The 15,400-nt window shown below is 61.5% G+C and carries 14 protein-coding genes; 9 read left to right on the forward strand and 5 right to left on the reverse strand.

Going from position 1 to position 15,400, the window contains the following annotated elements:
• The first annotated feature begins 1 nt into the window (after position 1).
• Entirely contained in the window at positions 2–1,411 is a 1,410-nt protein-coding gene (gene der, locus AAC691_RS21220) for a ribosome biogenesis GTPase Der (protein ID WP_176638835.1), read from the forward strand.
• Positions 1,412–1,483: 72 nt separating this feature from the next.
• Here the strand turns inward: der and AAC691_RS21225 are convergent, their stop codons facing one another.
• Complete coding sequence (locus tag AAC691_RS21225; RefSeq protein WP_176638834.1) at positions 1,484–2,827, reverse strand: gluconate:H+ symporter; 1,344 nt, start codon at positions 2,825–2,827, stop codon at positions 1,484–1,486.
• A 303-nt stretch (positions 2,828–3,130) separates the two neighbouring features.
• Between AAC691_RS21225 and AAC691_RS21230 the strand changes: the two genes are divergently transcribed.
• From AAC691_RS21230 to AAC691_RS21240, 3 genes are all read left to right on the forward strand, one after another.
• Positions 3,131–4,546, forward strand: coding sequence for a sugar porter family MFS transporter (locus AAC691_RS21230; protein WP_342628379.1), 1,416 nt, complete (start codon positions 3,131–3,133; stop codon positions 4,544–4,546).
• Positions 4,547–4,646: 100 nt separating this feature from the next.
• A complete protein-coding gene (locus AAC691_RS21235; protein ID WP_342628380.1) occupies positions 4,647–5,393 on the forward strand; it encodes a dienelactone hydrolase family protein in 747 nt (248 codons plus the stop codon).
• Positions 5,394–5,400: 7 nt separating this feature from the next.
• The gene (locus AAC691_RS21240; protein ID WP_342630298.1) at positions 5,401–6,816 is read left to right on the forward strand and encodes an MFS transporter; all 1,416 of its coding nucleotides are present in this window, start codon (positions 5,401–5,403) and stop codon (positions 6,814–6,816) included.
• Position 6,817: 1 nt separating this feature from the next.
• Here the strand turns inward: AAC691_RS21240 and AAC691_RS21245 are convergent, their stop codons facing one another.
• On the reverse strand, positions 6,818–7,483 hold the full coding sequence (locus AAC691_RS21245; RefSeq protein WP_323990596.1) for a 50S ribosomal protein L11 methyltransferase: 666 nt from the start codon (positions 7,481–7,483) through the stop codon (positions 6,818–6,820).
• Positions 7,480–8,385, reverse strand: coding sequence for a 4-hydroxybenzoate octaprenyltransferase (ubiA, locus tag AAC691_RS21250; protein ID WP_342628381.1), 906 nt, complete (start codon positions 8,383–8,385; stop codon positions 7,480–7,482). Before ubiA ends, AAC691_RS21245 begins: the two co-directional genes overlap by 4 nt.
• A gap of 236 nt (positions 8,386–8,621) precedes the next feature.
• Here ubiA and AAC691_RS21255 point away from each other — a divergent pair, with 236 nt between their 5' ends.
• The 4 genes from AAC691_RS21255 to AAC691_RS21270 all read left to right on the forward strand — a co-directional run bounded on the left by AAC691_RS21255 (position 8,622) and on the right by AAC691_RS21270 (position 12,562).
• Entirely contained in the window at positions 8,622–9,374 is a 753-nt protein-coding gene (locus AAC691_RS21255; protein ID WP_342628382.1) for a 16S rRNA (uracil(1498)-N(3))-methyltransferase, read from the forward strand.
• A gap of 89 nt (positions 9,375–9,463) precedes the next feature.
• Positions 9,464–10,876, forward strand: coding sequence for a glutamate--cysteine ligase (locus AAC691_RS21260; RefSeq protein WP_342628383.1), 1,413 nt, complete (start codon positions 9,464–9,466; stop codon positions 10,874–10,876).
• A gap of 17 nt (positions 10,877–10,893) precedes the next feature.
• Positions 10,894–11,853: an iron exporter MbfA gene (gene mbfA / locus AAC691_RS21265; protein WP_176638826.1), complete on the forward strand. Its 960-nt coding sequence runs from the start codon at positions 10,894–10,896 to the stop codon at positions 11,851–11,853.
• Between the two features lie 52 nt (positions 11,854–11,905).
• Complete coding sequence (locus AAC691_RS21270) at positions 11,906–12,562, forward strand: outer membrane lipoprotein carrier protein LolA (protein WP_342628384.1); 657 nt, start codon at positions 11,906–11,908, stop codon at positions 12,560–12,562.
• On the opposite strand, the gene rsmI is transcribed toward AAC691_RS21270, so the two are convergent.
• Entirely contained in the window at positions 12,556–13,581 is a 1,026-nt protein-coding gene (rsmI, locus tag AAC691_RS21275) for a 16S rRNA (cytidine(1402)-2'-O)-methyltransferase (RefSeq protein WP_408906030.1), read from the reverse strand. The two genes, AAC691_RS21270 and rsmI, sit on opposite strands and share 7 nt — an antisense overlap.
• A gap of 74 nt (positions 13,582–13,655) precedes the next feature.
• On the opposite strand from rsmI, the gene AAC691_RS21280 reads away from it, so the two are divergent.
• Positions 13,656–14,984: a penicillin-binding protein activator gene (locus AAC691_RS21280; RefSeq protein ID WP_342630300.1), complete on the forward strand. Its 1,329-nt coding sequence runs from the start codon at positions 13,656–13,658 to the stop codon at positions 14,982–14,984.
• Between the two features lie 21 nt (positions 14,985–15,005).
• Here the strand turns inward: AAC691_RS21280 and AAC691_RS21285 are convergent, their stop codons facing one another.
• Entirely contained in the window at positions 15,006–15,362 is a 357-nt protein-coding gene (locus AAC691_RS21285; protein ID WP_342628385.1) for a hypothetical protein, read from the reverse strand.
• Positions 15,363–15,400: the final 38 nt, after the last annotated feature.

The raw sequence follows: 15,400 nt of genomic DNA on the forward strand, positions 1-15,400 counted from the left end.
GGTGGCTAAGTCTCTTTCCACGTCGGCTGGGAACGATTTGCCGGTGGTGGTGATCGCTGGCCGCCCGAATGTCGGCAAATCGACCCTCTTCAACCGGTTGGTCGGGCGGCGCCAGGCCCTGGTCGCCGACACCCCGGGCGTGACGCGTGACCGCAAGGAAGCCCAGGCTACGCTGCGGGGGCGTCGTGTGCGGCTGATCGATACGGCGGGGTTGGAAGAAGCCGCGGCCGAAAGCCTGGCGGGGCGCATGCGGGCTTCGTCCGAACTGGCCGTCGCTCATGCCGACCTGGTCCTGTTCTGCGTGGATGCACGGGCCGGGATCACACCCGCCGATGAACATTTTGCGGCGTGGCTGCGCCGGCAGGGGCGTCCCGTCCTGCTGATCGCCAACAAGGCGGAAGGGCGCGGCGGCGCTGCGACGGCCCTCGAAGCCTACGCCCTGGGACTGGGCTCCCCCCTCGCTGTTTCCGCCGAGCATGGTGAGGGCCTGGCAGATCTCATGGGGGAAATCGCGGACCGCCTGCCGCCCAAGGAAGAAGACGCGCCGGCCCCTGCGGCATCGGATGCTGCCGAACCGGACGAGGAAGATGAGCGGCCGCAAGGTCCTCTGCGCATGGCGATCGTCGGTCGTCCGAATGCCGGCAAATCGACCTTGCTGAATCGCCTTTTGGGCGAGGAACGGATGATCACCGGGCCCGAACCCGGACTCACACGGGATTCGATCTCGGTCCTGCTCCATGACGAACACGGGCCAATCCAGTTGGTCGACACAGCCGGTCTGCGCCGACGCGCCAGAATTGACGAGGCATTGGAAAAAATGTCCGTCTCGGCGTCGATCGAGGCGCTGAAAATGGCCGAAATCGTTGTCCTGGTGCTTGATGCCACGCTGGGCGTGCAGGAGCAGGATCTGCAGATCGCCCGTCTGATCGAACGCGAGGGGCGCTGCTGTGTCCTGGCGCTCAACAAATGGGATGCCGTCGATGATCGGGCTGCCGCCCGTCAGGCGATCGTTGACAGGATCGAGGCATCGCTCGCCCAGATGCGGGGCATTCCCGTCGTGTCCTTTTCGGCGCTGACCGGGGCGGGTGTGCAAAAGCTTCTGCCGGTCGTGCGGCGCGCCTATGCGATCTGGAACAAGCGCATCTCGACCGGCGAATTGAATCGCTGGTTTGAAATGATGCTCGAACGGCATAATCCGCCATTGGTGAATGGCCGGCGGCTGAAGCTGCGCTACATGACGCAGGCGAAGGCGCGGCCACCGACTTTCGTTCTCTTCGGCACACGGGCCGAACAATTGCCCGAAGATTATCAACGCTATCTGGTCAATGGTCTTCGCGAGACATTCGACCTGCCGGGAACGCCAATTCGGCTGCAACTCCGCGGAACACGCAATCCCTATACCGAGGGATAGGGCAGCACGCCGATATCGGTCGGACGACGAAAGGTTTGTCCAAAGGATAAGCCTTTCGTCGTTGACGTCAGCTCAGTGGATGAACTGGGACAGCAACAGGCAAAAGACCAGTCCCAGCACGGCGATCAGCGTTTCGATGACGGACCAGGTCTTCATCGTCTGCCCAACGGACAGACCAAGATATTCCTTGATCTGCCAGAAGCCGGCATCGTTCATCGGGCCCAGGGCGACCGATCCCGCACCGGTGACCAGCACCATCAGTTCCGGCGACGTGCCATGGCTCTGCAGCAGGATCGGTCCGACGATGCCCGACGCGGTGCTCATGGCCACGGTGGCGGATCCTGCGGCAACCCGAACGACGACAGCAAGCATCCACGCCAGCACAAGCAGGGGAACATGTGCGCCCAGGGCGAGATCGGTAATGGCCTTGGAAATCCCGCTATCGACCAGTTCACGGCCGAAGCCGCCGCCCGCACCGACCAGCAGCATGATCAGGGCTGTCGGGCCCAGACTTTCATTGGTAAAGCGCAAGATTGTCTCGCGAGAAAAACCACGCGCCAATCCAAGAACATAGAAGGACAGGATCGTTGCCAGGACCAGTGCGATGTCGGTATTGCCGACAAAATGCAGGATCGTATTCGGCAGGCTGCCGGGCGAGGCCACCACGTCGGCAACCGATCCGATCAGCATCAGCAGCACCGGCGAAAGGATGGTGAACACCGTAATCCCGAATGGCGGCATGTTTGCCGGAACATCTTTATTGGAAAATTGTTCGGCGAGAGGCGGCGGGCCCTCCAGACGCACACGTGGCGTAATATATTTCGCATAGATGGGGCCGGCGAGCGCGGCGATTGGCGTGCCGACGATGACGCCCCAGAAGATCGTCCGGCCCGTGTCGGCATGATAGGCCGCAAGGGCCAGCAATGTCGCCGGATGAGGCGGCACCATGGCATGCGTGACCGACAAGGCGGCGCCCATCGGCAACGCCAGGAGCAGCATGGGCGTTGATGTGCGGCGCGCCAGGGTAAAGACAAGAGGGATCAGCAGGACGAAGCCGACTTCGAAGAATACGGGCAATCCGATCAGCAGTCCGATGATCATCATCGCCCAACTCATTCGGCCCTTGCCGGCAACGCGCGTGATGGTCAACGCGATCTGGTCCGCCCCGCCGGATTCGGCCAGCATCTTGCCCAGCATGGTGCCCAGCGCGATGACGGTGGCAATGTGTCCCAACACGTGACCGGCCCCGGCCTCGAATGAGGCAACGGCCTTCTGTGGCGGCATGCCGGCGCCCAGTGCCAGAAGCAGGGACACCGTAAACAGCACGATGAACGGGTTGAATTTGTAGCGGCCGATCAGAAGAACGACGGCCACGATCGCCGTGGTGGCGAGCACAACTGCAAGGACTGATGACATGGAACCACGTCTGTAAAGATGAGAACACGCATCACTGCGTCATGTTCGCAGGTTGTCAATCGGGCCGCCGGTCACATCTCCGGTGAGATGAACGGTTCCTGACATTCGATATTTTTTGGCCACGGTATGACCGCGCACCCCCATATGCCTAGTCAGGCGCGGCGGTTTCGTTTCATAAGAAATTTCCCGGGCATCCGTGGCAGCGCCGCCTGGTCGCCCCCTGGGACGAAAACGGTCTGAAATAAACAGCGGCGCCAGGTTTGCGCCGTAAGAATGTGAGAACACCGGAGGAACGTCGTTATCATGTCTCTAGACCAGTCAGCCGGGCTTGTGCGGTCGGATGACGGCGTCGGCGCGGCGTCGTCGGCGCGCGCAATCGTCGTGGGCATTCTTGCGGCTCTGGCGGGGTTGATGTTCGGCCTGGACACTGGTGTCATCGCGGGTGCGCTGGGTTTCATCGGTGATGAATTCCATGCCGGCGCCCGTATGCAGGAATGGATCGTGTCGTCCATGATGGCGGCGGCGGCGCTCGGCTCCATGGCGGCCGGCCGCATCTCCTTCCATTTCGGCCGCCGGCGCGCCCTGTTGGGCGCATCCTTGCTGTTCCTCGCCGGATCCGTCGCCTGCGCGCTCGCGCCGTCGATTTCCGTGCTGATCGCCGGCCGCGTACTGCTGGGGCTGGCGGTCGGGATCGCCGCCTTCGCCGCGCCTCTCTACATTTCCGAGATCACGGTCGAGGCCGTGCGTGGCGCGATGGTGTCCTTCTACCAGTTGATGGTCACGCTGGGGATCTTCCTCGCCTATGTGACGGACAGCTTGCTGTCCTACGGGGCGCATTGGCGTTGGATGCTGGGTCTGATGGCCGTGCCGGCTGCGCTCTTCTGCCTTGGCTGCGCTGTCCTTCCCGATAGTCCCCGTTGGCTGATGATGCGCGGCGATTCGAAGCGCGCCCGCCAGGTCATGTTGCACCTGCGGCGCGACCCGACCGAAGCTGATGCCGAAATCCGCGATATCGCCCAGGAACTCCGCAAGCCTGGTGGCAATGGGGGCGCCCTGTTCTGGACGAACGCGAATTTTCGCCGGTCCGTCATGCTGGGCGTGGCGCTGCAGATCATGCAGCAACTGACCGGTATCAATGTTCTGATGTATTACGCGCCGAAGATCTTCCAGGCGGCACATTTCGGCGTTTCCGCCTCGACATGGGCGACGGCCCTGCTCGGCCTGATCAACATGGCCTCGACCGGCTTCGCCATTGCGTTTATCGACCGGTGGGGACGGCGTCCTCTGCTTATCCTCAGTTGCGCGATCATGACCGCCGCGATGCTGGGCGCCGGGGGGCTGATGATGTTGGGCGGCGATTCGCTCGCGCAGCAGATCGGAATGGTCGCGGCCCTGCTGACCTTCGTGGCGGGATTCGCGATTGGTGCCGGGCCGCTGGTGTGGACGCTCTGTGCCGAAATTCAGCCGCTGCGTGGGCGCGATTTCGGCATTGCCTGCTCGACTTTCACCAACTGGGCGGCGAACTGGCTGATCAGCAACGTGTTCCTGACCATGATGGCGGCACTGGGCGAGGCGGTGACGTTCGGGCTGTTCGCCCTGATGAACGGTCTCTTCGTCGTCATCACCCTTCTTTACGTACCCGAGACCCGTGGGGTCTCGCTCGAGGAAATCGAGGCCCGCCTGATGTCAGGCCGGCGATTGCGTGATCTGGGGCGGTGACGATGTGCCGTCTGTGAAATGCGACATCAAATGTCGTCAATCAACATGCATCCATCTTTATTGTTTCTAGTCTCCCAGCTCGGATAAAGGAGAAAGCGTCATGATCCTGAGGGAACATGAAATGATCGATATCCCGACCGGGTCCGGCCCGATGCGGCTGCATGTGCTGCGCCCGGCGGCGACGGGTCGCTTCCCGGGTGTCGTGCTGTTTTCCGAAATCTATCAGGTCACTGCGCCGATCCGCAGGCTCGCGGCAATGATCGCCGGCCTTGGCTACGTCGTGGCCGTGCCGGAAGTCTATCACGAGTACGAAGCCGCTGGCACCGTTCTCGCCTACGACCAGCCCGGGACGGATCGTGGCAACGCGCTCAAATACACCAAGCCGATCACGGCTTACGATGACGATGCCAGGGCGGCGATTGCGTGGCTGGCAGACCACCCGGCCTGTACCGGCCGGATCGGGACGATGGGGGTCTGTCTGGGTGGTCATCTGGCGTTGCGGGCCGCGATGAACGGCGCCGTGTCGGCTGCAGCCTGTTTCTATGCCACCGACATCCACTCTTCGACGCTGGGCGAGGGGCAGCAGGATGACACGCTGCGGCGGATCGGCGAAATTTCGGGCGAACTCCTGATGGTATGGGGGCGCCAGGATCCGCATGTTCCCTTCGCGGGCCGCCAGGTGATCCGCGAAACCTTCGAGGCGGCGAACGCACGCTATGAATGGTACGAGGTAAACGGCCAGCACGCCTTCCTGCGTGACGAAGGCCATCGGTACGACCCGGCCCTTTTCCTGCAATGCATGGCCTGGGTACGGTCCATGTTCGAGCGGACGTTGCGGCCCGGGTGAACACATCATGAAAATCTGGACAAAGCGTGTATTGGCCGAGGGCGAGGGATTGCATGGCCGCGCCCGCGTCATGGCGATGTTTGCTGTCGCCCTGTCCGTTCTGTTGTCGGTCCTGGACTACGCCATCGCAAACGTGGCCCTCCCGACGATCGCCCACGATATCCACGCCTCTCCGTCATCCTCGATCTGGGTCATCAACGCCTATCAGCTTGCCAGTGTATCCACGTTGCTGCCGCTGGCATCGTTGGGCGCGCGTGTCGGGTTCTCGCGGCTATGCCGGATCGGGCTTGTGATGTTCGTGATTGCGTCGCTGCTTTGCGCATCGTCACATACGTTGCTCGAACTCTCCCTGGCTCGTGCGCTCCAGGGTGTCGGCGGCGCATGCATCATGAGCGTGAATATTGCCCTGTTGCGCTTCATTTATCCGCATGCCGAAATCGGGCGGGGAATATCGCTGAACGGGGTCGTGGTGGCGTCCGGTGTGGCGCTTGGCCCGACGATCGCATCGGCTGTACTGTCCGTGGCCGATTGGCCCTGGATCTTCCTGATCAACCTGCCTCTGGGGGCCGTCGCGATGCTGGCCGCCATCGTCTACTTGCCTCGCACACCGCGCAGCGAATCGTCGTTTGACCTGGTCAGCGCGGCATTGAACGTCATGGCCTTCGGCGGAACGATTGTCGGGCTGGATAGTCTGGTTCATCACAGCGGCCGGGTTGTGGCCATCATATTGTTGCTGTCCGGCCTGACCGCCTTCGTTCAATTGGCCCTGCGTCAGGCTGGCCGCACCGATCCCATGCTGCCGATCGATCTGCTGGCCGTACCGGACTTCCTGGTCGCATTTGGCGTGGGTTTCGGGGCTTTCGTGGCTTCGAACTTCTTCATCATTTCGATGCCCTTCACGCTGGAAACGCTCCTGCATCGCTCGGCAGTGGCAACCGGCCTCTTGATTACGCCATGGCCGGTCGGAATCGTGGCCATCTCCTTTATTGTCGGGCGTATCGCCGATAACGTGCCTGCCGGCATCCTTTCGTCGATCGGCTTGGCCATCACCGGCATCGGCTTCGCTCTTTTATGTTTCCTTCCAGCCGATGCCGGCAATCTCGACATTATCTGGCGTATCGGCCTGGCCGGGGTGGGCTTCGGAATTTTTCAGCCTCCGAACAATCGGGCGATGATGGTCTCGGCGCCGCCAGGGCGTTCCGGAAGCGCCAGCGGCATGGTGTCCGTTGCGCGCCTGGCCGGCCAGACAATGGGCGCCATGTTCGTGGCGCTGACCTTCAGCATCGTCGATCGCGATCCCAACCTTAAATGCCTGGAACTGGCAGCCTGCACTGCGGGCCTCTCCGCGTTGCTCAGTGTCAGCCGCCTGCTCCGGGGTACGCTGCACCCCTCCTCGCGCCCGGGGGTCGACGCGGGGATATAGATCATGCGTCCTGCGCCGTGTTGGGCAGGACCCGATATAGCGTCGTGCGCCGTGTCGTGGCGTTCTCCAATTCCATCGTCGTTGCGATGTCGCGTGTGGTCACGGGTTCCAGCGCGTCACGTGGCAGATACGCTCTCTCCGGATCGGCGATCCACACGTCCGTCGACCGCGCCGCGTCACGAAGCCACGGGAAAATATGCTCTGTCATCGGATGTTCGTAACAGACATCCCCGCAGAGAATCAGGTCCCATCGCGGTATGCAGCCGGTCAGGTCGGCGTTGGTGACGGTCAGAGCAACGCCGTTCGTTTCGGCGTTTAACGCGATCGCGGCGGCCGCCAGAGGATCGATTTCCGCAGCTTCCACAAATGCCGCGCCGGCAAGCGCGCACGCGATGGCCGCGATTCCGCAGCCCGCGGCGAAGTCCAGCACGCGACGGCCCTTGACCAGGTCGGGGTTGTCCAGAAGATAACGCGCCAAAAGCTGCCCGCCCGGCCACGCGAACGCCCAGAACGGCGGTTCCACGCCCTGCTGTGCCAGCCACGCTTCGGTCGCCTGCCAGATCGGCGTGATTTCCGTCGCCAGATGCAAGGCAATTTCCGGTACAAGTGGCGCACGAATCATGTGGGTCTGATCGGCTATGAAGCCGCGGATATCCCGGATCGTCATCGCCCGATTAGTCCGCACAATAGAGCCAGTGCGACCGCCAGTCCTGTTTCGCGGTTGAAGCGGAACAAAGCCAGGCAGGATCTCGGGTCGGTAATGTCCAGATGCATAATCTGCCAGATCAGTGCTGCCGCAGGCAGCGGCATCGCCAGCCAGAAACCGAGGCGGCACCCGCTTTGCCATCCGGCCAGCAGCAACGTGACGAAGGCCAGGGCGTAGCAGGCGCCGACGAACAGCCGTGGCTGATGCGCCCACAGGCGCGACGTCGACTTGACCCCGATGCGCGCGTCATCCTCCATATCCTGAAAACCGTAGATCGTATCAAATCCCAATTGCCACAGGATTGTCGCGGCATAGAGAGCGATCCCGGCTGCATCGATCCGGTGCGCCGTTGCCGCATATCCCATAGGGGCTCCAAAGCCGAAAGTGAAACCCATGATAAGCTGCGGCCACCATGTCACGCGCTTTGCAAGCGGATAGAGTCCGACCAGCAGGAGCGAAGACACGCCCAAAATCCGCGCCAAGGGGTTAAGCTGCAGAAGGATCGCCAGTCCGATCGCCAGCAGCCCCAGTAGAAAGAAGGCGGCATGGCGCATGCGAAGCATGCCGGAGGCCAGGGGTCTGCCCGCAGTCCGCGCGACGCGGCGATCGATATCCCGATCCCACATATCGTTGACGACGCACCCGGCGGAGCGCATCACCAGGCTGCCGACCCCGAACAGCAGAACCAAATGAATACGCTCCATGGCCGGGACACCCCCCGGCAGCAGGATGCCCCACACGCCGGGCAGGAACAGAAGCCAGGTGCCGACCGGTCGGTCCAGCCGGGCCAGCAGCGCATAGGGGCGCAGCGGCACGGGAAGCCTGTCGACCCATCCTTCGGTCCGTATATCGGTGTGAAGCAAGGCTCAACTCACTTAATATGTTCCTCTCCGCAGACAGGTCAGGCCACGGAGGGAGGATTGATGAGGGTTTTCCACTTTCGAGAGCGCGTTCTCTAAAGCATTGTTTTTATACCATTCCACACGATGAGGCCATGCGATCTGGCGTGGATGCCTCCATGTGATGCGGCGTGGGTGTGTCGGGGTCAAGAGGTTGGTAAAGGGGCTCGTGGACTGCGCCCGAACGGAGAGATGCTGGAATGAAGGACCGCCCCCGCCTGTTTGTGAACGTGGCTGTCACACCGCCGATGCGGGCGGCATTACAGCAGGACCTGTCGCCCGGGCATGCCCACTATCTGGGAACCGTCCTGCGTATGGGAGCGGGCGATGAGGTTCTGCTGTTCAATCAACGCGATGGTGAATGGCGGGCCCAAATCGTGGATTTGCGTCGTGGCCGCGGCCAGGTGCGCTTGCTGGATCAGATGCGCCCGGCCCAACGATCCCCTGGACTGACGTTATTGTTCGCTCCCCTCAAGCGAGATGCGACGGATCTCGTCGTGCGAATGGGTACTGAATTAGGGGTGGCACATTTCCATCCGGTGTTGACGGAGCGGACCAACACGCACCGGCTCAATCTCGACCGGTTGGAGGCCATCGCCATCGAAGCGGCGGAACAGTGCGAACGTATGGACGCGCCTGTCATCAGCGCACCGGCGCGCTTGGCGTCCAGCCTGGCCGGTTGGCCGGCCGGGCAACGATTGTTCGTGGCGGCGGAGCGTCTGGTGCAGCCTATGGAAGTGTGCGAAGTCAACGCAGTATCGGATGGTGATGGATTGTTGGTTGGGCCAGAGGGAGGGTTCTCCGACAGTGAAATCGCGATGTTGCGTGCTCAGCCTTACGTCACCATGATTTCCCTGGGCCCTCTGGTCCTGCGTGCCGATACCGCGGTGGCCAGTGGCCTCTCGATGATAGGGGCTGGTCTGAGGCGTGTGTCTGGTGCAGGGTCGCGGTAACGGGCGCTGGGTGGAGCCTGATGAGGAGAGCGCGACCGCACGGTGTGGGGCGCTGTCTTGTTATATTTTCAAGGACTTAGTCGAAACTCATGTCGAATCCCGGCGAACAAGATGCGACCCCGATCGAATCGGTCACCCAATTGGCATGTCTGCTTGATGCCGGAGCCAAGTCGCCTGACCGGTGGCGGATCGGAACAGAGCATGAGAAATTCGGTTTTGTTCTGCCGGAAGCGGCGAATGAGGGGCGGCAGCCCTGGATGCCTCCCCCGTACGCGCCGGACGGTATCGCAGACATCTTGGGCGATTTGCATCGGCAGGACGACGGCGCACATTGGACGCCCATTTTCGACGATGGCAATCTCATCGGGTTGAAAGGCGTGGGAGACGCACAGGGGAGTTCGGTGTCCCTGGAGCCGGCGGGACAGTTTGAACTGTCGGGCGCGCCCTTGACCGACCTGCATGAAACCGGGCATGAGATGGCGCGCCATTTTGAAGCGATCCGTCCGATTTCACGTGCGCTTGGGGTTGGGTTCGCACCGCTCGGCTTCCATCCGATCGCCCGGCGCGAGGACATGCCGTGGATGCCCAAAAGCCGATACGCGATCATGCGTCGCTATATGCCCCAGGTCGGAACGCTCGGATTGGACATGATGCAGCGGACTTGTACGGTGCAGGTCAATCTCGATTTCGCGTCCGAGGCAGACATGGCCCGCAAGCTGCGCGTCGCCCTGGCGTTGCAGCCGGTGGCGACCGCCCTGTTTGCCAATTCGCCGTTTTATGAAGGCCGCCCCAACGGCTTCATGTCGAACCGCGCACAGGTTTGGACAGACACGGACAATGCGCGGTCGGGCATGCCTTTGTGCTTCTTCGACCCCGCATTCGGTTTCGGGGCATATGTGGAATGGCTCCTGGACGTTCCCATGTATTTCGTCGTGCGTGACGGGCGGATCCTGGACGTTGCGGGCCGTTCCTTCCGTTCCTGGATGAAAGGTGAACGCCAGCATGGCCTTGAAGGGCTGATACCGACCATCGGCGACTTCGAGGACCATCTCACGACCGCGTTCACCGATGTCAGGGTGAAGCAGTTCCTGGAAATGCGCGGGGCTGACGCCGGTTCGCCCGCCATGATGCTGGCGCTTTCAGCCTTGTGGGTGGGATTGCTCTATGACGATTCCGCTTTGGCCGCGGCCGATGCCCTGGTTCGGGAACAAGGGTGGGCCCAGTACGCCGCATTGCGTGCCGCAGTGCCCCGTCATGGCCTGCAGGCGCCGTGGGCCGGCGGTACCGTGCGCGACCTGGCGGCGCGTATGATCGAAATCGCAGCCAGCGGTTTACGCGGCCGGGCGGCGTATGACCCGAATGGTCTGGATGAAACACGCTTTCTGGCTCCGCTACAGGAAATTGCGGCCGGTGCGCCTACCCAGGCTGAACATTGGTTGCATCGTTATCACGATGCCTGGAAGGGCGATGTCACGCGTATATTTGCCGAAGCGGCGGTCTGAAGCAGCATAGAGCGTCCATGCGGAAATTCAACGCCCTCTCTGATCGAGAAATTCTTGCCCTCGCCATTTCCAACGAAGAAGAGGATGCGCGAATATATGCGGATTTCGCATATGCGTTGCGTGACAACTATCCTGACACCGCCAATATTTTCACCGATATGGTGCATGAAGAGGACGAACATAGGCGCGAGTTGATCGATTTGTTCGTTCAACGCTTCGGCTCGCATATTCCTCTCGTTCGCCGGCAGGATATTGCAGGCTTCATGTCCCGGCGTCCGGCCTGGCAGGTGCAGGGGCTGGGTATCGACGCAGTACGACGCCACGCACGGCAGATGGAGCTGGAGGCCGCGCGGTTCTATCGTCAGGCAGCTCTGCGCACGACCGACGCCGCGACGCGCAAATTGCTGGGTGATTTGGCTGCCGCCGAAGAGCGGCATGAGCAGACGGCAGGCATCATCGAACAGGCCCGGCTTCCGGCCGACAAACGCGAAAATGAGGATGAGGAAGCGCGTCGGCGCTTCGTGCTTCAGGTCATCCAGCCCGGCCTGGTCGGTCTGATGGATGGGTCGGTCTCTACCTTGGCCCCGGTCTTCGCGGCAGCGTTTGCAACGCATCAACCGTGGGACGGGTTCCTGGTTGGTATCGCCGCATCTGTTGGCGCGGGAATTTCCATGGGGTTCGCCGAGGCGTTGTCGGATGACGGCAAGCTGTCCGGCCGTGGCGCGCCTCTGCTGCGTGGCGTGATCTGCGGCCTGATGACTACGGCCGGGGGGATAGGCCACACTGTTCCATTCCTGCTTAGTCAGTTTTCTGTCGCAGTGGCCGTGGCCGTGTTGGTGGTTGTGATTGAGCTGCTCGTCATTTCCTGGGTGCGGTGGCGTTATCAGGAGACGCCGTTTGGTGCGGCCGTTGTGCAGATCATCGTGGGAGGGGCTCTGGTCTTCGCGGCAGGGATCTTGATCGGATCGGCGGGCTAGTGTTGGCTCGGTGGGGCATACTCAGGTCACAATCCTGTATGAAACGGATCTCATGATTTATTCTTCAGGCATCGTCCGTTCGGCATTGCGTCCTCTGGTCTGTGTTCTGGCGATTGGCATGGCTGACGCCAATATGACCGGCGCATTGGCCAGTGATCAGGCAGCGGCCGCGCTCTTGCCGGCGGATCGGATGTGGCTGGATCGCATTCAGACATACCTGAACGGGATCGTAACGCTGAAGGCGCAATTCCAGCAGCTTGCTCCGAATGGCAAGCGCGAGACTGGTACGGTCTGGCTCAATCGCCCGGGACGGTTGCGGTTCGCATATAACAAACCAAGCGCACTTCTCCTGGTCGCCAATCACGGACAGCTTGTCTTCAATGACAGTCAATTGGGGCAGACGACGACGCTGCCGCTGGATCACACGCCGCTGGGGTTGCTGCTGCGTCCTGTGCTGAAACTTTCGGGGGATGTGACTGTTACCAACTTTGTCCATTCTAATGGACAAGTAATCATCACATTAGTGCGAACAGCCTCGCCCGGAGACGGAAGTCTGACACTCATGTTTCGCGACGATCCGTTGTCTCTTCAATCTTGGACAGTGATTGATTCCCAAGGGCAGGAGACGCGTGTCGATCTATTCAATGCAAAATGGGGCAATGAGCCATTGCCCGATGCTCTGTTCAACACGGATATCGGCGATCAGTGACGATGTGGTTTTTTGTCCCGCCGATTCTGGGATGCCAGCTCCAGGGCTCGGGTATACACTGTGCGGCGCGGCAAATTGATGCTGGTTGCCACCAGAGTCGCGGCATCCTTGATGGACAGGGATTCCAGAGCCGCCACCAGGCGCGCATCCAGATCGTCAGCGCCCTGGTCGGTTTCAGGAGGCGGCCCCAGCAGCACGGTGATTTCGCCTCGTGCGGCATTCTCATCATACCAGGTCGCAAGCGTGCCCACCGGCCCGCGTCGTACTTCTTCAAATCGTTTGGTCAATTCGCGCGCAACGGCGGCCGGGCGGTCAGTGCCAAAAGTGCTGGCCAGGTCGGCCAGCATGGCCTGAAGCCGGTGAGGCGCTTCATGCCAAATGAGGGTCGCGGAAAAGCCCGCTTGTTCGGCGGCGCGCAAGCGCCCCAGCACGTCCCGCCGTGCGGCGCCCTTTGGCGGCAGAAAGCCTCCGAAGAAAAACGGGTGAGGCGGCAGGCCCGAGAGCGTCAACGCGGTAATCGCAGCGTTCGGGCCAGGAACCGCCGTGACTGCAATTTCCTCAGCGATTGCGGCGCGCACCAATCGATATCCCGGATCGGATAGAAGGGGGGTGCCGGCGTCCGAGACAATTGCGATACGACGCCCCTGTTTCAGAAGCTCCAGCAGCCGCGGAATGCGATCCCGTTCGTTATGGTCGTGCAGGGCTTCGGTTCGCACGGAAATCGCGCGAGCGACCAGCAGGCGAGCCGTTACCCGCGTATCCTCGCACAGGACGAGATCGGCATGTGTCAGCGTCACGATCGCCCGTTCGCTCAGATCACCCAGATTGCCGATCGGAGTGGAAACCAGGATCAATTGGCCCACACGCCCGTTCTGGTCCATCGAAGCATCTTCGATCGTGTCATCCAGGTCATGACGAGCGGGGTCGGGTTCGCTATGGGAAGCGATGTGCTGGGAGGACAAGCCCTCCGTGTTTCGGACGGCAGGCAAAGGCAGGGACGATGCAAATGAGGCAGACATGCGTAATCCGCTCGCAGAAAACGCGGGTAGATACAACATTTCCCATACAAGGCCGCAAGGGCAGACTGCTTGTCATGGCATCTCTGCTAGGGGTGGCGGCTTGTGCGGGCCCAGGACGTGAGCCGACCAGCCCTGTTCCAGCCACGCCGCAACCGCCTCTTGCTTCACAGCCGCCTGGACGCGCCATTGGGGTTCTGTTGCCCCTAACCGGCAGCAATGCCCGCCTGGGGCAGGAAATGCTTCAGGCAATTCAACTTGCATTGGGATCGCCCGGCGCTCCTCCGCTGGACGCCCGCGATACCGCAGCACCCGGAGGCGCTGCGGCCGCTGCTCGTGCGGCCGTGGAGGCCGGCGATGGAGTGATTCTGGGGCCTTTGACTGCCCATGATACGGCACAGGCATCAGAGATTGCGATGGCAGCCTCGGTGCCCGTCTTGGCCTATACGAGCGACTTGTCGTTGGGGCGACCTGGCGTTTGGGCGCTGGGGATCGCGCCGGAACAGCAGGTGGCGCGTTTGGTTATCGCGGCCCAGGCCGAGGGGCGGCAGCATTTTGCGGCCTTCCTGCCGGACAACGCGCTTGGGCGGGCAATGGGGAGTGCATTGACGCGTGAATGCGCTGCACGCAACCTGCCTGAACCAAATATTATTTATCATACATCAAGCCAGGTCAGCATTCTCCAGGGCTTGAAGACGTTATCGGATTACGACTCCCGATTGACGGCGGCTCAGGCGGTAAAGTCGATACCCCAGCCTGATGCTTCGGCCTCCGATATCCCAACGCCGAGTGGAGTGCCGTCTGTCCCTACGCAACCTTCGGCCGCTCCTGCTTCGCCGCAGCTTGCCCCACCTCCATTCGACGTATTGCTCCTGGCTGATACCGGCTTGCAGTTGGCGATGGTCATAGATGCGCTGCAAACAGTTCAAGTCATAAACGGAACACAAAAAATATCTGATAACGTATCTCCGGTACAACCAGCGGTCCCTGCAGATGGAGTGGTCCCAGTACGGATTCTTGGGACCGGATTGTGGGGAGCGTTTGCGAGCAAGCTTGGTCGGCTGCATGGAGCTTGGTATGCGGCACCTGATCCGCAGGCACGCCAGCGGTTTATCCAGGTATTTATGGCGCGTTATCACCGCCTGCCGACGCCCCTGAGCGATCTGTCCTATGATTCCGCAGCCCTGGTCGGAGCGTTGGATCGCGGGCGCCCCGGAAGTCGACCCAATGGCTATATAATCGATGCTTTGGCACGACCCGATGGGTTTGCCGGAGTGGACGGTGTTTTCGGTTTAACGCTGGACGGCCACACGTTACGCGATCTGGCCGTCTTTCAGATTCAGTCGGGCGGAGGTGGGAGGATCATCCTTCCGGCTTTGGGGCATCTTGTTCACACTCAGAGTTAATTAAGTGACAGCGGTGGCACTTTATGCTGCGGCTGTTGCGCCGCAGGGCAATACAGGGCGAATGGCGTAAAGGGCGGCCTCGAAGCGTTGATATGCTCCGAGACGATGATCACGCAGATTATCGATCAACACCCACTTCATGCCTTCGGGACGTAAAAGGTACGCTGGATCCGCGTTTTCGCGTACCCAGATCAACACATGTTCGATGGCTCCATTTTCGGATCGGGACGAGACATCGATATCGCATAGGCCCATGCAGCTGCCTGCCTCTAGCCAGCGCATCAGATATTCGCGGTGGCGTGGCAGAAAGCTCGCACGCAATGGAACGACATTGCTGATGGAGGGGGCGCCAGCCTTCGGGGTCATGCTTGTGGCCATCTGAACGTCCTCGAAAAAGAAGCGAGAGAGACGCTAGA

The sequence above is a fragment of the Nguyenibacter vanlangensis genome (genome assembly GCF_038719015.1).
Taxonomy (GTDB): domain Bacteria; phylum Pseudomonadota; class Alphaproteobacteria; order Acetobacterales; family Acetobacteraceae; genus Gluconacetobacter; species Gluconacetobacter vanlangensis.